Consider the following 18,779-nt stretch of genomic DNA (forward strand, 5'->3'; position numbering starts at 1 on the left):
GAGATCTTCCGCCTGCGGGCCCTCCAGGTCGCGGTCCGCGTGCTGGTGCTGACCGGCATCGGCGTGTTGCTCGGCGTCACGCCGCCGCTGGCATTCGTCGCCGTGTCCGGCGTCGTGCCGACCTCCACGGCGGTGCTAGGGCAGCTGGCCGAGCCTGGCGATGTCGCCTGGCTGCAGGGTCACAAAAGCGTTCAGCCGTGCCGGCGTTGAGCGGCCGCGAAGGCTTCCAGCTGCGCAGGCGTGGCGTCTTTCTGGTGCCGCTGTTTCCAGTCGGCAAACGGCATGCCGTACACCGCTTCGCGTGCCTGCTCCTTGCTCATCGGCTGGCCATGCGCTTCGGCGGCTTCGCGGTACCAGTCGCCCAGGCAATTGCGGCAGAAGCCGGCCAGGATCATCAGATCGATGTTCTGCACATCCGGGCGCTGCTGGTTGAGATGCTGCAACAGACGGCGAAATGCGGCCGCTTCGATGGACGTGGCGATGGAATCGGGTGTCGAGGTGGTGTCGGTCATGACGGAATCGGGGACAATAGACGGCCTTCGACTCTACACCTGACGCCCCATGACCGTTTCCGCGCCAGCTGCCTCTGCTCCGGCCCGCCTTCTCGATGGTCGCCGCATCGCCGAGGAACTGCTCGACGGGCTGAAGCTGCGCGTGGATGCGCGCCTGGCGGCCGGCAAGGCGCGCCCTGGGCTGGCGGTGGTGCTGGTCGGCGGTGATCCGGCCTCGTCGGTGTATGTGCGCAACAAGCGGCGTGCGGCCGAAAAGGTCGGCATCGAAGCCTTCGATTACGACTTGCCGCAGGGCACCAGCGAGGCCGAACTGGCGCTGCTGATCGACCAGCTCAATGCCGACCCCAAGATCCACGGCATCCTGATCCAGCTACCGTTGCCGGGGATTCCCGATGCCAACCGCCTGATCCAGCGCATCGATCCGCGTAAGGACGTCGACGGCTTCCATCCGCAGAATGTCGGGCACCTGGCGCTGCGCGAATTCGGCCTGCGTCCGTGCACGCCGCGTGGCATTGTGACCTTGCTGGGGCACACCGATCAGCCGGTGCGTGGCCGCAACGCGACCATCGTGGGCGTGAGCAATCACGTCGGCCGGCCGATGGGCCTGGAGCTGCTGATCGCCGGTTGCACGGTCACCAGCTGCCACAAGTTCACCCCGCCCGAGGTGCTGGAAGCCAGCGTGCGCAACGCCGACATCCTGGTGGTGGCGGTGGGTCGGCCAGGCCTGATTCCGGGCGAATGGGTCAAGCCGGGCGCAGTGGTGATCGATGTCGGCATCAATCGCCTGGACGATGGCCGCCTGGTCGGCGACGTCGGTTTCGACGCGGCGGTGCGACGTGCGGCCTGGATCACGCCGGTGCCTGGTGGAGTCGGGCCGATGACGGTCGCCACGCTGATGCAGAACACGCTGGAAGCGGCCGACGCGGCTGGCTGAGGCGCGCGTAACGCTGCATTGCAGTCGCGTTGTGTCTTCGTGAAGGCTTTCAGGGTAAAATGCCGCGCTTCCCCAAACTCGGGTCCGCCGATGCTCCGCATCCAGGCTGAAGCTCTCACCTACGACGACGTTTCCCTCGTCCCCGCTCATTCGATCGTCCTGCCCAAGGACGTCAGCCTGGAAACCCGGCTGACCCGCGATCTGCGCCTGAAACTGCCGATTCTCTCGGCCGCGATGGACACAGTGACCGAACACCGCCTGGCGGTGGCCATGGCCCAGCTGGGCGGCATCGGCATCATCCACAAGAATCTGACCCCCGCGCAGCAGGCCGGCGAAGTCGCCCGGGTCAAGAAGTTCGAATCCGGCGTGATCACCGAGCCGTTCACGGTGAGCCCGGACACGACCATCGGCGAGGTGCTCAAGCTGACCCGTGCGCGCAACATCTCCGGTGTGCCGGTGGTGGATGGCAGCGAACTGGTCGGCATCGTCACCAGCCGCGACATGCGCTTCGAGAAGAAGCTCGACGATCCGGTCCGCCACATCATGACCAAGAAGGATCGCCTGATCACCGTGCGCGAAGGCGCCAGTGACGAGGAAGTGCTGGAGCTGCTGCACCGCAACCGCATCGAAAAGATCCTGGTGGTCAACGACAGCTTCGAGCTGCGCGGCCTGATCACGGTCAAGGACATCCAGAAGAAGACCGACAACCCCAACGCTGCCAAGGACGGGTCCACGCGCCTGCTGGTCGGTGCAGCGGTCGGCGTAGGCGGCGACACCGAGCAGCGCATCGAACTGCTGGCGGCGGCCGGCGTGGACGTGGTCATCGTCGATACCGCACATGGCCATTCGCAGGGCGTGATCGATCGCGTGGCCTGGGTCAAGAAGGCGTATCCGCAGCTGCAGGTGATCGGCGGCAACATCGTCACCGGTGATGCCGCGCTGGCGCTGATGGACGCCGGCGCCGATGCGGTCAAGGTCGGCGTGGGCCCCGGGTCGATCTGCACCACGCGCGTGGTCGCCGGTGTCGGCGTGCCGCAGATCACCGCGGTGGACATGGTCGCCGAGGCGTTGCAGGACCGTATCCCGCTGATCGCCGATGGCGGCATCCGCTACTCCGGCGACATCGGCAAGGCGCTCGTCGCCGGCGCCTCCACGGTAATGGTCGGCGGCCTGTTCGCCGGCACCGAGGAAGCGCCCGGCGAGGTCGAGCTGTTCCAGGGCCGTAGCTACAAGAGCTACCGCGGCATGGGCAGCCTGGGCGCGATGGAGAAGGGGTCCAAGGACCGTTATTTCCAGGATTCCAGCGATGCCGACAAGCTGGTGCCCGAAGGCATCGAAGGGCGCGTGCCGTATCGCGGCCCGGTCGGTGGCATCGTCCATCAGTTGATCGGCGGCCTGCGCGCGACGATGGGTTACGTGGGCTGCGCGACCATCGAGGAGATGCGCACCAAGCCGAAGTTCGTCGTCATCACCGGTGCCGGCCAGCGCGAAAGCCATGTCCATGACGTGCAGATCACCAAGGAACCGCCGAATTACCGCATGGGCTGATGCCCATGCGTGAATGGGGAATCGGGAGTCGGGAATCGATGAACCAGCGTCTGCGCCGCTTTGCCCATTCCCGATTCCCCGTTCCCGATTCCCGGCGCCAATGACCAACATCCATAGCGACAAGATCCTCATCCTCGACTTCGGCGCGCAGTACACCCAGCTGATTGCGCGGCGTATTCGCGAGATCGGGGTGTATTGCGAGATCTGGGCCTGGGATCATGACCCGTCGGAGATCGCCGGTTTCGGCGCCAAGGGCATCATCCTGTCCGGTGGTCCCGAGTCGACCACCTTGCCGGGTGCGCCGGTTGCGCCGCAACAAGTGTTCGACAGCGGCGTGCCGGTGTTCGGTATCTGCTACGGCATGCAGACGCTGGCTGCGCAGCTGGGTGGCGCTACGGAAGCGGCGGATCAGCGCGAATTCGGCCATGCCGAAGTCGAGGTGGTGGCCGCCGATGCCTTGTTCGCTGGGCTGACCGATCATGCCGGCGCGTCGCGCCTGAACGTGTGGATGAGCCACGGCGACCACGTGTCGCAGGTGCCGCCGGGCTTCACCGTCACCGCGGTGACCGACCGCATTCCGGTGGCGGCGATGTCCAACGAGGACAAGCGCTGGTACGGCGTGCAGTTCCACCCCGAAGTCACCCACACGCTGCAGGGCCAGACCTTGCTGCGCCGCTTCGTGGTCGATGTCTGCGGCTGCCAGACGCTGTGGACGGCGGCCAACATCATCGACGACCAGATCGCGCGCGTACGCGAGCAGGTGGGTGATGACGACGTCATCCTCGGTTTGTCCGGCGGCGTCGATTCGTCGGTGGTCGCCGCGCTGTTGCACAAGGCGATCGGCGACAAGCTGACCTGCGTGTTCGTCGATACCGGCCTGCTGCGCTGGCAGGAAGGCGACCAGGTGATGGCGATGTTCGCCGAGCACATGGGCGTGAAGGTGATCCGCGTCAACGCGGCCGATCGTTACTTCGCCAAGCTCGAAGGCGTGAGCGACCCGGAAGCCAAGCGCAAGATCATCGGCAACCTGTTCGTGGAGATCTTCGACGAAGAATCCAGCAAGCTGGCCAATGCCAGGTGGCTGGCGCAGGGCACGATCTATCCGGACGTGATCGAGTCGGCCGGCAGCAAGACCGGCAAGGCGCACGTGATCAAGAGTCACCACAACGTCGGTGGCCTGCCCGAGCACATGAAGCTGGGCCTGGTCGAGCCGCTGCGCGAGTTGTTCAAGGACGAAGTGCGCCGCCTCGGTGTCGAGCTCGGCCTGCCGCGCACGATGGTGTACCGCCATCCGTTCCCGGGCCCCGGTCTGGGCGTGCGCATCCTGGGCGAAGTGAAGCGCGAGTACGCCGAACTGCTGGCCAAGGCCGATGCGATCTTCATCGACGAACTGCGCAAGGCCGACCTCTACGACAAGACCAGCCAGGCGTTCGCGGTGTTTCTGCCGGTCAGGTCGGTCGGCGTGGTCGGCGATGCACGCGCCTACGAATGGGTGATCGCGCTGCGCGCGGTGGAGACCATCGACTTCATGACCGCGCACTGGGCGCACCTTCCGTACGATTTCCTCGGCACGGTGAGCAACCGCATCATCAACGAACTACGCGGCGTTTCGCGCGTGGTCTACGACATCTCCGGCAAGCCGCCTGCGACGATCGAGTGGGAGTGATTTGACGTCCTTCGAAGACTATCGCCAGCTATCGAAAAATCGTCGTAACGTATTGATTTAATAGGTAAATACGTCACGGCATCTATCGGTGGCTATCACCGGCTAGCAAAACAAGTTGACGGTGGCGCGGGCGGTAAGAATCGAGGCCGGATTAAGACACTCTCGTTCACTATTGAGACTTTTACCGTCTTTGACGGTAAAAATCTTCTCGGGAAAGCTTGTTTTACGCGGCTTTCCGGGCATCAGCAGGCCTCCAGGTCCCTGACGGTAAAAGCCGTCGAAAAACCGGAGGAAAACCTCGATGCTGACCGACACTGCACTGCGAAATCTGAAGCCTAAGTCCAAGATTTATAAGGCTTCTGACCGAGACGGGATGTACGTGACGGTATCGCCCAGCGGTACCGTCACCTTCCGCTACGACTACCGGCTCCACGGCCGCCGCGAGACGCTGACCCTGGGACGCTATGGCCCGGGTGGTATCTCGCTGGCGATGGCGCGCGAACTGCTCATGGAGGCGCGCAAATCCGTTCAGGCAGGCATATCCCCCGCGCTTGAAAAGCAACGCGAGAAGCGGCGGGTGGTCGCCATCAAAACTTTCGGCGCGGCGATGGAAGCATGGCTGGCCAATGCACGGTTGGCCGACAGCACCCGCGCCATGCGCAAGCACATCATCGACCGGGACATCCTGCCGGTGTTCCGCAATCGCCTGCTGACCGAGATCCAGGCCGAGGACCTGCGAGCCTTGTGCAATAAGGTCAAGGAGCGTGGGGCGCCGGCCACGGCCGTCCAGATTCGCGACATCGTGAAGCAGCGCTCGGCGCAGTCCATCGTCACGCCTTATGTCGTGGAAGTGGACAACGCCGGCCAGGTACGCGCCGTGGGCGAGGCGGTCACGCCGTACCAGCCCAACGACGCGCAGACGGCGCACCACATCGCGCGCTTCATCACGCTGGTTCGATCGCTGTCCATCGACCCCATCGTGGTGCGGCAGAACTGGCTGGACGCCTACGACTACACCACAGACAGGGGCGCGGCCGTGCTCAACGACTACGCCCGCAGCAATGACCCGTTCGCCCGCATCGGCCGCGAGTCGGTGACGGTGCAGATCAGCAGCGTCGTGCGCGCCAGCGACACGTCTTTCAACGTGCGCTGGACGGAGCGCCGCTACGTCAATGGCGCCGCCGCAGGGCTGGAGCGGTGGACGGCAGTGGTGTCCATCGTGCAGCAAACACCTCGCACCGAAGAACGCCTGCGCCGCAACCCGCTTGGCATCTACGTCAATGGCCTGTCGTGGAGCCGCGATCTGGATTCTTCCGAAGGAGCCAAGCCATGAACCTGCCTTTCCGCTTTTACGCTTTGCCGTTGATGCTTCTTGTCCTGGCGGGCTGCGCCACGCAGGGCAAGCCGCCGCCGACCATTTCGCTCGATGAACCCGTGCAGGCCCAGCCGTTACCTGAACCGCCCAAGCCGGTCGAAGTGGTGGAGGTGCCAACGGTGCTGCCGATGCCGGCGCAGTTGAAACCGCTGCCCGAGGTGGACGAAGCGCCGCCGGCGCCGGAGCCGGCCGACGAAACCGTGCGGGTGTCGCGCGCCAACGCCGAGGCGCGCATCGCACCGTCGCGCGAGGGCTACGTCAATGCGATCCAGGTCTGGCCCTTCACCGATGGCGCGCTGTATCAGGTCTATGCCGCGCCGGGGCGCGTCACTGTCATTTCCTTGCAGCCCGGCGAAGAGCTTGTGACGGTTGCCGCCGGCGATACCGTGCGCTGGATCGTCGGCGACACGTCCAGCGGCAGCGGCGACGAGCTGCGCATCAATGTGCTGGTCAAGCCGATCCGTTCCGAGTTGAAGACGAACCTGGTCATCACCACCAGCCGCCGGACGTACCTGCTGGAACTGACTTCGACCGAACGCGCCTGGATGGCCTCGGTGTCCTGGGATTACCCGAGAGATCGGATGCTGGCCTTGCAGCGCCAGGCGCAGGCCGCGCAGGCGACCGCGCCGGTCGATACCGGCCTGTCGCTTGAGCGCATCCGCTTCCGCTACGCGATCAGCGGCAGCAATCCGCCGTGGAAGCCGCTGCGCCTTTTCGACGATGGCGAGAAGGTCTATATCCAGTTCCCCGCGGGCATCGCCCAGGGCGAGCTGCCGCCGCTGTTCGTCATCGGTGCGCAGGGCGACGGGCAACTGGTGAACTACCGCTTCCGCCCGCCGTACTACATCGTCGATCGGCTGTTCGGTGCGGCTGAACTGCGCCTGGGCGGGGACGGGGGCGACGTAGTGCGCATCGAGCGCACGGATGGCACGCGGAGGAACTGACCATGAGCCAGGATGACACTCCCGACGTTGCCGTGCCGCAGGCGGGCAAGGTCGAACCCGAAGCGGTGGCGCTGCGCGCCCAGCCGCGTCCGGTCACACGGCTGAACCGGCGCACGCTGGCCATCCTCGCCGGCGGCCTGTCGGTCGCCGTGCTCGGCGCGCTGATGTGGTCGTTGCAACCGCAGCGGCGCGCGGCCAACGAGCAGACCGAGCTTTACAACGTGGATCGCGTTTCACGCTCCGAAGGACTCGACCAGCTTCCGGCCAACTATTCCAAGCTGCCGCCGACCTTGCCCCCCGACGTGCCCGAGCTGGGGCCGCCGCTGCCGGGCGACCTTGGGCCGGCCATCGTGAATTCGCAGCAGCCGGCCGTGGCCGCCTACGCCACACCCGGTCACGACCCGGCCGAGACGGAACGCCTGGCCCGCTTGAAGGAGGCCGAGGAAGCGGCTGCATCGTCGGTATTTTTCCGCACCGGCACCCAGCAAGCCGCGCCGGTGGCGCAGTCGCAGGTGGCCACCGCGCCGGGCTTCGCCGCCAATGCGGCCTTCGACCCGATGGCGGCCGGGCCGGCTTCGACGGCGGCCCAGCCCGCCGACCCGACGGCCGTGCAGAACAGGCAAGACCAGAAGGAGGCGTTCCAGCAAGCCGGAACCACGGAAGCCCGTAATTCCGGCAACCTGCAAATGCCCGCATCGCCGTATCAGGTGATGGCCGGAACGGTGGTCGCCGGGGCGCTGGTTACGGGCATCAAGTCGGACTTGCCCGGCGACGTGATCGCCACAGTGACGGAGCCGGTCTATGACACGGCCACCGGGCGCTTCCTGCTGATTCCGCAAGGTTCGCGCATCCTCGGCCGCTACAACAGTCAGGTCAGCTACGGGCAGAGCCGCGTTCAAGTCGTCTGGAACCGGATCATCCTGCCCGACACGTCCTCGCTCACGCTCGACAACCTGGCCGGCACCGATCCGGCCGGCTACGCCGGCCTGGAGGATGGCGTCGATTGGCATTGGGATCGCATCTTCGCTGGCGCCGCACTGACGACGCTACTGGGTGTCGGTGCCGAGCTGGCCGCGCCGGAGAACCGCCAGGGCGGCGATCGCGTCATCATCGCCGGCCGCGACAGCCTGCAGGACAGCGTGAACCAGGCCGGGCAGGAGATAACCCGGCGCAATCTCAACATCCAGCCAACGCTGACAGAGCGGCCAGGCCTGCCGGTGCGCATTATCGTCAACCGCGACCTTGTGCTGCGTCCCTACCAACCGTTGTTCTTCAACCGGGGAACTTCACGATGAGCACGACGCGCAAGCTGCGACTGGGCCCGTTGCCCAAGACCGAGAGCGTCAAGCTGACCTTCGTGTGTCCGGTCGCGCTGAAGGCAGACCTCGACCGCTATGCGGCCCTTCATGGCCGCACTTATGGTGAAAATGTCGACGCGGCGACCCTCATCCCTTACATGCTGGAGGCGTTCATGTCCCGCGATCGGGGATTCAAGCAGGGCGGGTAGGGCATATCGAGTCGGGGGGCTTTCTCACGGACGCTCGGCCAGTAGACGCCGTCGCAGCCTTGGCGGAGGCGTCGGAGCGGCGGAAGCCATGATCTTCGCTGCGCAGTAAATATTGAGCTTTTGCCGAATATTCGGTAGAATAGCCATATTCACTGCGCAGTAAAGAACCCAAAACCATGGTGCTTGAGTCCCCGACGAACGAGTGGCAACTGATCGAGCAGTTCCTGGAAACACTCCAGGGGCTGCCGGAAGTGCATGCGAATCTGGGTCGCTGGGAGTCCGTTGGATCGCCGGACGAGCCTCGGCACGACGCCCAGATCGAACTCCATGTTGCTGGTAGGTCGTTCACGCTGCTGATCGAGGCGAAAAAGGCGGTCTATCCCAGGGATGTGCGCGAAGTTCTCTGGCAGTTCCGGGACTATGGCCGCAGCCAGTCTATGGGGAAGAGCGCCGACGAGGCTTTGCCATTGCTGGTTGCTGAGTCGATCTCTCCGGGAGCCAAGGACCTACTCAGAACCGAGCGCGTCGGGTATTTCGACAGCGGCGGCAGCCTGTTCTTACCTGCGCATGGTGCCTATCTCTACATCGACAGGCCGCCGCCCAAGACGTTGGCTAAATCTGTCCGATCGCTCTTTGCGGGTCGCCGCGCGCAGGTGCTGCACGCCTTGTTGGTTCGACACCAGGACTGGTTCAGCGTCAAGGAACTAGCCGAACAAGCGCAGGTGTCCCCGGCGACCACTTCGCAGGTGCTGACGGAACTGGAACGTTTCGATTGGCTGGCTACGCGCGGCCAGGGCCCGAGCAAAGAACGGCATCTCAAAGAGCCTGGCGCGATGCTGGACGCCTGGCTGAAGCAGCTTGCATCGATGCGCGCCCCCGTACTGCGGCGCTACTACGTGCCCGCCCTCAAGGCGGATCAATTGGTCGAGCATGCAGGCCATGTGTTCGGGTACCACCAGGTTGGCTACGCGATCACCCATGAAGCGGCCGCGCAACGCTATGCGCCGTTCCTTTCCAACGTGTCTCAGGTTCGTTGCCGGTTGCTGGTCGGGCCCGCAGCCGACGCCGCCATCGACGAGTTGGGTGCAAGGGCCGTCAACGAAGGTGCCAATCTGACGGTCATCGAAGCCAAATCACTGGGCGACCTGCTATTTCGCGAGCGCGTCGGCGATGTCTGGTTGGCAAGCCCAATTCAGGTCTACCTCGACTTGCTGGGGGGCGAGGGGCGAGCCAAGGAAATGGCCGAGCATCTGCGCAGAGACAGGATTGGTTTTTGATGACCAAGCCCGCGACCCTCGACGGCTACAGCGATCAATACACCCTCGACTGCGAGCGTGTTCTCGTGACGCTGTTGCGTGGGCTAGGTCCATGGAAGGATTCGGTCTACCTGGTCGGTGGCCTGACTCCCCGATACCTAGTGGCCGCCCGTCCGCCACTAATACCTGCGCACGCCGGCACGCTGGACGTGGACATCGTGATCGACTTGCAGATGCTGGCCGACACTGAGGCGTACCACACGCTGGAGGACAACTTCAAGAAGATGGGCTTTGAGCGCGCCGAGAACGAAAAGAAGCAAAAGCTCTCGTGGCGTTGGCAGACCCGCACCGAACACGGTGCCTTGATGGTGTTGGAGCTGTTGGCCGACGCGCCGCAGATCGCCGGCGGCAAGGTGCAGCCGTTGCCTACCGAAGGAACGATCTCGGCGCTGAATATCCCGCACTCGTCCATCGTATTCGATCTCTACCAAGTCACCGAGATCCAAGCGGAACTGTTAGGCGACAACGGCGTCGCGACAGAGAAAATCAAGCACGCCAACTTGGTGAGCTTTACGTGCCTGAAGGCGTTCGCCTTCGACCAACGGTTTGAACGCAAGGATGCGCACGACCTGATCTATTGCATTGAACACGCGCCCGATGGCATGGACGCCGTTGCCGAGGCTTTCCGCAAGGAAAGCGATGGCACGCATGGCGCCGTGATTCAGGCTTGCCTGGCGATCCTGCGTAGTCGCTTTGTGTACGACGACAAGACGGAGGGGTATCGCAAGGACGGCCCGGTGTCCATCGCCAAATTTGAACTGGGCGAGGGTGACGAGCCCGAGCAACGCGAGGCGAGGGCGTTGCGTCAGCGCCAAGCTAGCGACGTAATCGAACAACTCTTGGCGCGAATCGGATAGGGGGCGGCGTGGCGATCAAAGCAATTTTCGTGGGCATCAACAAACACCTCGACGCGACGATCCCCGAGCTGGGCGGGGCCCGCCGCGATGCTACGGCGTTGTGGGCGCTGTTCACCGACACTGTCGAAGGCTTGGCTGGCCGACTGCTTGCCGATGAGGCCGCCACGCATGCAGAGGTGTCGCAGGCCATCCTCGGAACGCTGTCGACCGCGGGCCAGGACGACGTGGTCGTCATCACATTCGCTGGGCACGGCTCTCCCGATGGAAACTTGGTCCTGTTCGATACCAACGCAGCCGATCTTTCCAGCACAGGCCTGTCGATGGCGGGCTTGGCCGATGCCTTCAAGGCGACGAAGGCGCGTGCGGTGCTGTGCGTGCTTGACTGCTGCTTCAGCGGGCAGGCGCCTGCTCGCGTACTGGAGGCTGCACCGCGCCCGCGAAGCGCATTTGCGTTGACTGGGATTTACGGCGAAGGGCGCATTCTGCTTGCCGCCTGCGCAACCAACGAATCTGCCTGGGAGCAGCCGGGCACCGGACACGGACTGCTTACGCATGCCGTGATAGAGGCGTTGACGGGTGCGGTCGGCGACTTGGTCAGCTTCCCGGAAATCGCCGGCGAGATCATCCGGCTGGCGCGTGTCGAGGCCGAGCGCATCAGCGTGACACAGACGCCTGTATTCCTGGGCAACGTCCAGGGTGGCCTTGTGTTTCCAGCCCTCAAGCGTGGTGACAACTACGCCGCTGCGTTCCCGGCCAGAGCGGTCCAGAAAATGTCGGGATCATTTGCGGAATTTTCCGCGCACGGCTTTCCGCCGGAAATCGTCGATCAGTGGACGACGGACTTCCCGCGAGGCCTCAACGCGCTGCAACTCAAGGCCGTCAACGAACATGGCGTACTGGCCGGCAGATCGCTGCTGGTGGTCGCGCCGACCAGCTCGGGTAAGACCATGATCGGCGAACTGGCTGCGATTCAGGCGGTCACAGCCGGCAAGAAAGCGGCGTTTCTGCTGCCATATCGGGCGCTGGTCAACGAGAAGTTCGAGGAGTTCAGCAAGCGATACGGACCTGCGGGCCTGCGCGTCGTTCGGTGCAGCGGTGATGCAACGGATGGCATTGGCCCCGTGTTGGGCGGTCGCTATGACCTGGGTTTCTTCACCTACGAAACCTTTCTCAATCTGGCGCTCGGTTCGCCGCGCCTGCTCAACCAGCTCGGCCTCGTCGTGCTTGACGAGGGCCAATTCATCACGGACCCGAATCGAGGCATTACGGTCGAGTTGATTTTCGCGCTTCTGCTGCGGGCGCGTCAGCGCGGCATCGAGCCGCAACTGGTGATCTTGTCGGCGGTCATTGGCAACCTCAACAGCTTCGATCGCTGGCTCGACCTGCCCTTATTGATGTCCCGCGAGCGGCCTGTGCCCCTGGTCGAGGGCGTGCTCGATCGGCGCGGGACGTTCCAGTTCGTCGATGTGGACGGCACCACCAAGACCGAAGCCCTGTTGCCTGCGCATCGCATCGTGCAGCGTCGCGACAAGCCCAGCTCGCAAGACGTGATCGTGCCATTGGTTCAGCAACTGGTAGCACAGGGCGAGAAGTTGCTGGTCTTCCGCAACATGCGTGGTCCGGCACAGGGGTGCGCCAAATACTTGTCCAAGGAATTGGGCCTGGGTCCTGCGACGACCGTCCTGGACGTGCTGCCAACTCAGGATCTGACCGGCGCCTCGCAGGATCTGCGGGAATGCCTTGCGGGGGGCACCGCGTTCCACAACACCAACCTCTTGCGCGCGGAGCGCGAAGCCGTCGAGAAAGGTTATCGCAACGCTGGCGGCGGTATCCATGCGCTGGTGGCCACCACAACGCTAGCTGCCGGTATCAACACGCCGGCATCGACGGTGATCCTGGCCGAGAACGAGTTCGTCGGTGAGGACGGCCGCCCATTCACCGTCGCCGAGTACAAGAACATGGCAGGACGGGCAGGACGGCTCGGATACAACGAGACCGGCAAGGCCATCATCCTTGCCGACACGCCGATGGAACGCGCGCAACTGTTCCAGAAGTACGTGCTCGGCGTGCCTGAAGACGTGAAGTCATCCTTCCAGCAGCGCGACCTGCCAACCTGGACATTGCGCTTGCTTAGCCAGGTTCGGGGCGTGCGAGCCACCGAAATTCCTGGCCTCCTGGTCAACACGTTCGGCGGCTACTCTGCATCACGCGCAAACCCGCAATGGATCGCGATCGTGGAGCATGAAGTCACCGCGTTGGTCGAGCGCCTGCTGCAGGCCGGGCTGGCCGAGCGCGAGGGCGAGTTGATCCACCTGACCTTGCTCGGACGCGCCTGCGGCGCTTCGTCTTTGTCGTTTGAGTCGAGCCTGCGGCTGGTCGAGTTGATGAAACAACTGAACGCCGCACAAACATCGCCCACCCAGGTGCTGGCGATGGTGCAGGTCCTCGACGAAATGGATGCGATCTACACACCGGTCATGAAGCGGGGGCGATCGGAGAGCGTGCGCGCCAATGACGTGGCGCAGCGTTATGGGCATGCGATGACGCAGGCACTGCAGCGATATTGCCGGGACGAGATTGAGTTCTGGTGCCGATGCAAGCGCGCGGCGCTCTTGTACGACTGGATCGAGGGCACCCCCGTCGACGTGTTGGAGAAGCGGTTCTCGACCACGCCCTTCGGAGGCGCTGTCGGATACGGAAACATCATCGGAATTGCCGACGCAACCCGCTTTCACCTGCGCTCGACGCACCAAATCCTGTCGGCGCTCTTCCCGGACCAGCCCACGTTCCTGGCGGGACTCGACGAAGTTCTGCAACGACTCGAATTCGGCCTTCCGGCCGGTGCGCTGCCGCTCACAAACTTGCCGCTTGCCCTGACTAGGGGGCAATACCTCGGGCTCTTCAACGCCGGATGCTTGACGCCGGAAGCCGTGAACGACTTGAGCGGCGAGCGGCTAGAAGCATGCATTGGTCCAACTAGCGCATCGCTGCTGAGGCCAAAAGCATGAACACCATGGTCCTGCGCAGGGGAATGAAATTATTGGATAGACACGTCGCCACCATGGCGTCGTGGCCGCGAACGGAGTCAACGTGATGAGCGACTACTTCAGCGATCGTCAGAACGGTCCGCGCGCACGCACCGAGCAGGTGATTTCTCCCACGGTCTGGGCAGGCCTCGTGGCAACGGTACAGGCGTTGATCAATAGCGGCGCATTCGGCCTGCGTTTTCCCGAACGCTGCCCGGATGGGCAAGCCACTTGCGGCGGCGATGCTGTCGCCTTTGCGGCTTCCGTAAGCGCAGAAATGCCGGGTCTGGCTTGGCCGTTGGAGACAGCCTCCATTGATGGGGAGGGCTACTTTGCTGAACGCCAGCCGTTCGCGCCGGACACCTTGCTCGTCTTGGATTTCATCGAGTTCGTTCACGCATCAGTGGCTAAGCCGATCTCAGGGAAGTATCACGACTACTTCAGTCATCACCACCTGACTTTCGATCAGGAGGCGGGGCAGGAAGACTTCCGAATGACCGTTAATCGCATATTCGCGCGCAACGGGGTTGCGTTCGAGATGCTGCCCAATGGCCGAATTGAACGAGTGCTCCCGCCGGTGCTTGGTGAAGAACTGAAACGAACGCTTTTCAATACGGGAGATCGCACGCTCGACAACATGCTCGACGAGTGCCGAGCCAAGTTTTCGGACCGCAATCCGTTGGTGCGTCGTGAAGCGCTGGAGCGGTTGTGGGACGCATGGGAGCGGCTCAAGTCACTGGCTGACCCGAGCGACAAGAAGCGCTCGGTCAAGATCATCCTCGATGCAGTTACCTCCGTGCCGTCGCTGCGAGAGAGATTGGAGACAGAAGCGGCAGAACTGAACTCCATTGGAAACAGTCACCTCATTCGGCATTCGGAGATCAGCCAGGTGCCGGTGATCGATGTGGACCAGGTCGACTATCTGTTCCACCGCCTGTTCGCCATGATTCAGCTGATGCTGAGGAAAAAGTAAAAGTGCAAAAGCCCGCACGTTGCGCGATAACGGCGATCGCTCATGCGGGTTTGCGATGCCTTGTGGAATTGAAAAGATCAACCGGGGAGAGGCGCAATGCTTGAATGGTACTTGGAGGTAAATGCCCTCTTTCGGGCAATGCGTCAGAAAGCGGTCGATGCACAAGGCTTCCTTGCGAGCGACGATAAAGCAGGGGCCAAGTTGATCAATGGCTATTTGAAAGCCGACTATCAACTGCTGCGCAAGCTGTGGACCGGTGCAGGGTTCCCTGAGCAAGACATGGGAAATCTTGGCAGGCATATCGGATTTGGCGACGCCAATGACTACAACGATATCCTTGCGCGCGATCTTCCCCAGGTAGAAGTGAGGGCGGAAGCGCATGTGCGCGAAGCGACAGGTACCAAGCCGAGCATGGGCTTCGAGGAGCTGCTGCACCCCGTTATCTTCGCGCATGCCTTCCGGCACTATGTGGACGGACACTACCGCGATGCCGTGTTGAACTCCGTCGTTGCGATCTTTGATTTGATGCGAGAGCGCACTGGCCTGGATCTCGATGGCGCGGCTCTGGCGACACAAGTGTTGAGCTTGGAAAAGCCGCACTTGATCCTCAGCGAACTCGACACGGAGTCGGGCAGAAATGACCAGAAGGGGTTCATGCAAATTTTGGTCGGCACTTACCTTGGCATTCGCAATCCCAAGGCGCATTCGCTAAATCATGATCTCGACCCGGAGAAGGCCGCGCAGTATCTGATCTTCGCCAGCCTACTAGCCCGACGGATCTACGAAGCGAAAGACGCTCCGAAGACCTGAGGCGCGCCAGTTGCATCGGTGGTTCTCGATCCGACCGCAAGTCACTGGAAGTCAGGCGATGTCTATGAAGGAATGCAGGTAGCGCAAAGAGTCGAGCTTCGCAATGTGCTTTTGCATCAGGGATTTCTAAAGCGGAACAGGCCGCACACCATCACAGGGGGACCCAATGGCAAGAATAAGAAAGATCGAGATCGCCAATTTCCGTGGCATCAAGCAATTGGTGTGGTGTCCATCGCCTGGCATCAATTGCCTGATCGGCACGGGCGACAGCGGAAAATCCACGGTGCTGGATGCGATCGATCTGTGCTTGGGCGCCAGGCGCAATGTGCAGATTTCCGACGCTGACTTTTTCGGCTTGGACATTACCGCTCCAATCAGCATCACGCTGACACTGGGCGCGCTGGATGACAGCATGAGTACGCTGGAAAGCTTCGGTGCCTTTCTGCTCGGCTATCGCGCCGCCACGGGCGTCGTCGAAGACGAGCCGTCCGCCGGTGCAGAAGTGGTTCTTTGCCTCAATTTGACGGTCGCCAGCGACCTGGAGCCATCCTGGACTCTCATCTCCGACCGCGCCACCCAGCAAGGGCTGGTGAAGACACTCGCGTGGAAGGACCGTCTGGCCTTGGCGCCGACGCGGATCGGTGCGCTCGCTGACTACAACTTGGCCTGGCAACGGGGCTCGGTCCTGAACCGCATCTCGGAGGAACGCGCTGATGCTTCGGCGGCACTCGTGAAGGCTGCACGGGATGCGCGCGGCACCTTTGGCGACCAGGCCGAGCAGCAATTGGGAGAAGCGCTTGGGATCGTCGCCGCGACCGCGCAGGAACTCGGCGTCCACATTGGCGCGAAGGCGAGGGCACTGCTCGACTCGCATTCCGTGTCGTTCGGCGGCGGGACCATTTCCCTGCACAACGAAGGTGGCATCCCGCTTCGCAGTCTCGGCGTTGGGTCCACACGCCTGCTGGTTGCCGGTCTGCAGCGCAAGGCGGCCAGCCAAGCGTCGATCGTTCTTTCGGACGAACTGGAGTACGGCCTAGAGCCGCACCGCATCGCTCGGTTTCTCGGCTCTCTCGGAGCGAAGGAAGCGGCACCGCTGCAAGCATTCCTCACCACGCATTCGCCAGTGGCGCTCAGGGAGTTGTCGGGCGGGCAGCTTTTCGTGCTGCGCCGCAGTCTCGACGGTCACGAGGCCCGCATGGTAGGCACCGATAACGACACGCAGAGCACCATTCGCCTCTATCCCGAGGCCTTTCTGGCTGGCTCCGTGATCGTGTGCGAAGGAGCCAGCGAGATCGGACTCCTGCGTGGTCTGGACTTGCACCGGGTCGAACTTGGCGGCGTGTCTCTGGCAGCACAGGGCATTGCCATGGTCGACTGTGGCGGTGGCGAGCCCGACCGGCCCTATTCCCGCGCGGCCGCCTTCCAGTCGTTAGGCTACAGGGTGATGGTGGTGCGGGATGACGACAAGAAGCCTACGCCTGTCATCGAACAGGCATTCCTGCAGGCCGGTGGCGCGGTCGTCGCGTACCGCGCAGGCCGCGCATTGGAGGACGAACTGTTTGGCAGCCTTACGCCAGTGGCCTGCCAGCACTTGATCAAATATGCCCACGACCTGCATGGCGACCTGATTTACGAACATCTGCGCACCGCCTCTAACAACACACTGACCGTTCAGGCCGTCTGGGATGAAATCCAGAACACGCAAGCACTGTCAGTGCCAAACCGAGCCATGCTCGGGCAGGCGGCTCGCATCCGCAAGGCCGGTTGGTTCAAGTCCATCTCCTGGATGGAGGACGTAGCAAGGACCATCGTGGCGCCGGACTTGCCGCTATGCGATCCAGGCTTCAAGGCACTGGTGGACCAGGTATCTGTGTGGGCTGCCCATGGGCCCCGGTGAAATCGACCTGCGCGCGATTGCCCGCGGCACGGTTACGGCACCGGCCGGGTGCGGCAAGACGCAGTTGATTGCCCACGCCCTGGCCGCTCACGGAGGTCGCAAACCCATCCTCGTTCTCACGCACACGAACGCTGGCGTGGCGGCACTTCGTGGCCGGCTGGACCGTGCCGGTGTGCCACACAGTGCTTATCGATTGGGCACCATCGACGGCTGGGCCATTCGGTTGATTGCGAGCTTTCCGGGTCGCAGCGGTCATGATCCGGACATCCTGCGGCTCGCCACGCCTGCGCGGGACTACCCGGCGATCCGCGAATTCGCCTGGAAGCTGTTGCAGGCCGGGCACGTCAGCGATGTACTGAAAGCGTCCTATGCGCATCTCATTGTTGACGAGTACCAGGACTGTTCGGTGCCTCAGCACTATCTCGTCTACTTTCTCTCGCTGATCCTGCCGACCTGCGTGCTTGGCGATCCGATGCAGGGCATCTTCGGGTTCGGTGGCAACGCCTTGGCTAACTGGGAGCAGCAAGTGTGCGCGCATTTCCCGGTCGTGGCGGAACTAGCCACGCCATGGCGTTGGCGCAATGCTGGTGCGGAAGCACTCGGACAATGGCTGCTGGAGGTTCGCCGCCTGTTGGTGGCCGGTCAGTCGGTGGATCTGCGCACCGGACCACCAGCACATGTGACGTGGATTCAGACCATCCCGCCCAACGACCACCCGCAGCGACTGGCTGCCGCGCGGACACTGCCGCCCACCGCAGACGGGCGCGTGCTGATCATCGCCGACAGCCGTAACCGTTCGAGCCAGCAGAACTTTGCAAGCCAGACGCCAGGGGCCTCGACCGTCGAGGCAGTCGATTTGCAAGACCTCATCGCCTTCGGCAACAGTTTCGATGTTGCGTCTGCTGGGGCCATGGGGCAGTTGCTGGCGCTGGCGCAAAGCGTCATGACCAACGTGGGTGTCGCAGAGCTGACACGGCGTCTGGAGTCGTTGGCCCGAGGAACCGCGAGGAATCCGCCGTCCACAGCGGAGAGCAGTGCCTTGGCGTTCCAGCGCGGCCCGTCCATCGCCGCAGCCGCAACACTGTTGTCGGAGTTGCGCGAAATGCCGAACGTGCGAGTACATCGGCCCGCCATTCTTTACGGCGTACTCAAGGCGCTGCGTGGGGCCTCGGCAGGAAACGTCCCGCTTGCGGAGGCTGCGAGGCGCGTGCGCGAAGAGAACCGATTGTTGGGCCGCCCGTTGCCCAAGCGTGCGGTCGGCAGCACGCTGCTGCTCAAAGGGCTGGAGGCAGAAGTGGCGGTAGTGCTCAATACGGAGGGCATGAGCGCACAGCACTTGTATGTGGCCATGACCCGCGGATCAATGAAGCTGGTTGTGTGTAGCGCCAGCCCCATATTGGGCTAAGTAGGAGGG

Annotated in this window: 16 protein-coding genes; 15 read left to right on the forward strand and 1 reads right to left on the reverse strand. The window is 63.3% G+C overall.

Features of this window, described 5'->3' with window-relative positions:
- Positions 1–39: 39 nt before the first annotated feature.
- Positions 40–210, forward strand: a complete 171-nt coding sequence (locus FHT08_RS07290; protein WP_166774689.1) for a hypothetical protein — start codon at positions 40–42, stop codon at positions 208–210.
- Here the strand turns inward: FHT08_RS07290 and FHT08_RS07295 are convergent.
- Positions 192–512 carry a DUF1244 domain-containing protein gene (locus tag FHT08_RS07295; protein ID WP_104537178.1) on the reverse strand — a complete coding sequence of 107 codons (321 nt, stop codon included), beginning with the start codon at positions 510–512 and terminating at the stop codon, positions 192–194. The genes FHT08_RS07290 and FHT08_RS07295 overlap by 19 nt on opposite strands.
- A 49-nt stretch (positions 513–561) precedes the next feature.
- Between FHT08_RS07295 and folD the strand changes: the two genes are divergently transcribed.
- The 14 genes from folD (at position 562) to FHT08_RS07365 (ending at position 18,770) form a co-directional block, all read left to right on the forward strand.
- A complete protein-coding gene (folD, locus tag FHT08_RS07300) occupies positions 562–1,446 on the forward strand; it encodes a bifunctional methylenetetrahydrofolate dehydrogenase/methenyltetrahydrofolate cyclohydrolase FolD (protein ID WP_166774690.1) in 885 nt (294 codons plus the stop codon).
- 90 nt (positions 1,447–1,536) lie between these two features.
- Positions 1,537–2,994, forward strand: a complete 1,458-nt coding sequence (guaB, locus tag FHT08_RS07305) for an IMP dehydrogenase (RefSeq protein ID WP_104537180.1) — start codon at positions 1,537–1,539, stop codon at positions 2,992–2,994.
- A 100-nt stretch (positions 2,995–3,094) separates the two neighbouring features.
- Positions 3,095–4,660, forward strand: coding sequence for a glutamine-hydrolyzing GMP synthase (gene guaA / locus FHT08_RS07310; protein ID WP_166774691.1), 1,566 nt, complete (start codon positions 3,095–3,097; stop codon positions 4,658–4,660).
- Positions 4,661–4,961: 301 nt separating this feature from the next.
- Entirely contained in the window at positions 4,962–5,993 is a 1,032-nt protein-coding gene (gene trbF / locus FHT08_RS20125; RefSeq protein ID WP_166774692.1) for a conjugal transfer protein TrbF, read from the forward strand.
- The gene (gene trbG, locus FHT08_RS07320) at positions 5,990–6,979 is read left to right on the forward strand and encodes a P-type conjugative transfer protein TrbG (RefSeq protein ID WP_166774693.1); all 990 of its coding nucleotides are present in this window, start codon (positions 5,990–5,992) and stop codon (positions 6,977–6,979) included. The genes trbF and trbG overlap by 4 nt, the downstream gene beginning before the upstream one ends.
- A gap of 2 nt (positions 6,980–6,981) precedes the next feature.
- Positions 6,982–8,274: a TrbI/VirB10 family protein gene (locus FHT08_RS07325; RefSeq protein WP_166774694.1), complete on the forward strand. Its 1,293-nt coding sequence runs from the start codon at positions 6,982–6,984 to the stop codon at positions 8,272–8,274.
- Complete coding sequence (locus tag FHT08_RS07330) at positions 8,271–8,486, forward strand: DUF2274 domain-containing protein (protein WP_166774695.1); 216 nt, start codon at positions 8,271–8,273, stop codon at positions 8,484–8,486. Before FHT08_RS07325 ends, FHT08_RS07330 begins: the two co-directional genes overlap by 4 nt.
- 176 nt (positions 8,487–8,662) lie before the next feature.
- Positions 8,663–9,763, forward strand: coding sequence for a hypothetical protein (locus tag FHT08_RS19975; RefSeq protein WP_166774696.1), 1,101 nt, complete (start codon positions 8,663–8,665; stop codon positions 9,761–9,763).
- Entirely contained in the window at positions 9,763–10,659 is an 897-nt protein-coding gene (locus FHT08_RS07340; protein WP_166774697.1) for a nucleotidyl transferase AbiEii/AbiGii toxin family protein, read from the forward strand. Before FHT08_RS19975 ends, FHT08_RS07340 begins: the two co-directional genes overlap by 1 nt.
- Before the next feature lie 8 nt (positions 10,660–10,667).
- Positions 10,668–13,667, forward strand: coding sequence for a DEAD/DEAH box helicase (locus FHT08_RS07345; RefSeq protein ID WP_166774698.1), 3,000 nt, complete (start codon positions 10,668–10,670; stop codon positions 13,665–13,667).
- 85 nt (positions 13,668–13,752) lie between these two features.
- Positions 13,753–14,658, forward strand: coding sequence for a hypothetical protein (locus FHT08_RS07350; protein ID WP_166774699.1), 906 nt, complete (start codon positions 13,753–13,755; stop codon positions 14,656–14,658).
- A 96-nt stretch (positions 14,659–14,754) separates the two neighbouring features.
- Positions 14,755–15,468 carry a TIGR02391 family protein gene (locus tag FHT08_RS07355; protein ID WP_166774700.1) on the forward strand — a complete coding sequence of 238 codons (714 nt, stop codon included), beginning with the start codon at positions 14,755–14,757 and terminating at the stop codon, positions 15,466–15,468.
- A 166-nt stretch (positions 15,469–15,634) separates the two neighbouring features.
- Entirely contained in the window at positions 15,635–17,365 is a 1,731-nt protein-coding gene (locus FHT08_RS07360) for an ATP-binding protein (RefSeq protein WP_166774701.1), read from the forward strand.
- A complete protein-coding gene (locus FHT08_RS07365) occupies positions 17,352–18,770 on the forward strand; it encodes a UvrD-helicase domain-containing protein (protein WP_166774702.1) in 1,419 nt (472 codons plus the stop codon). Before FHT08_RS07360 ends, FHT08_RS07365 begins: the two co-directional genes overlap by 14 nt.
- Positions 18,771–18,779 lie beyond the last annotated feature (9 nt).

Origin of the sequence: Xanthomonas sp. CFBP 8151 (assembly GCF_011761885.1) — a bacterium.
Classification (GTDB): Bacteria; Pseudomonadota; Gammaproteobacteria; order Xanthomonadales; family Xanthomonadaceae; genus Xanthomonas; species Xanthomonas arboricola_B.

Bases quoted from the DNA above. Each gene is read 5' to 3' on its own strand.
- FHT08_RS07325 (WP_166774694.1), top strand. From the start codon at position 6,982: ATGAGCCAGGATGACACTCCCGACGTTGCCGTGCCGCAGGCGGGCAAG.
- FHT08_RS07340 (WP_166774697.1), top strand. From the start codon at position 9,763: ATGACCAAGCCCGCGACCCTCGACGGCTACAGCGATCAATACACCCTC.
- trbF (WP_166774692.1), top strand. From the start codon at position 4,962: ATGCTGACCGACACTGCACTGCGAAATCTGAAGCCTAAGTCCAAGATT.
- FHT08_RS07295 (WP_104537178.1), bottom strand. From the start codon at position 512: ATGACCGACACCACCTCGACACCCGATTCCATCGCCACGTCCATCGAA.
- FHT08_RS07360 (WP_166774701.1), top strand. From the start codon at position 15,635: ATGGCAAGAATAAGAAAGATCGAGATCGCCAATTTCCGTGGCATCAAG.
- FHT08_RS07355 (WP_166774700.1), top strand. From the start codon at position 14,755: ATGCTTGAATGGTACTTGGAGGTAAATGCCCTCTTTCGGGCAATGCGT.
- FHT08_RS07365 (WP_166774702.1), top strand. From the start codon at position 17,352: ATGGGCCCCGGTGAAATCGACCTGCGCGCGATTGCCCGCGGCACGGTT.
- FHT08_RS07330 (WP_166774695.1), top strand. From the start codon at position 8,271: ATGAGCACGACGCGCAAGCTGCGACTGGGCCCGTTGCCCAAGACCGAG.
- folD (WP_166774690.1), top strand. From the start codon at position 562: ATGACCGTTTCCGCGCCAGCTGCCTCTGCTCCGGCCCGCCTTCTCGAT.
- trbG (WP_166774693.1), top strand. From the start codon at position 5,990: ATGAACCTGCCTTTCCGCTTTTACGCTTTGCCGTTGATGCTTCTTGTC.
- guaB (WP_104537180.1), top strand. From the start codon at position 1,537: ATGCTCCGCATCCAGGCTGAAGCTCTCACCTACGACGACGTTTCCCTC.
- FHT08_RS07350 (WP_166774699.1), top strand. From the start codon at position 13,753: ATGAGCGACTACTTCAGCGATCGTCAGAACGGTCCGCGCGCACGCACC.
- guaA (WP_166774691.1), top strand. From the start codon at position 3,095: ATGACCAACATCCATAGCGACAAGATCCTCATCCTCGACTTCGGCGCG.
- FHT08_RS19975 (WP_166774696.1), top strand. From the start codon at position 8,663: ATGGTGCTTGAGTCCCCGACGAACGAGTGGCAACTGATCGAGCAGTTC.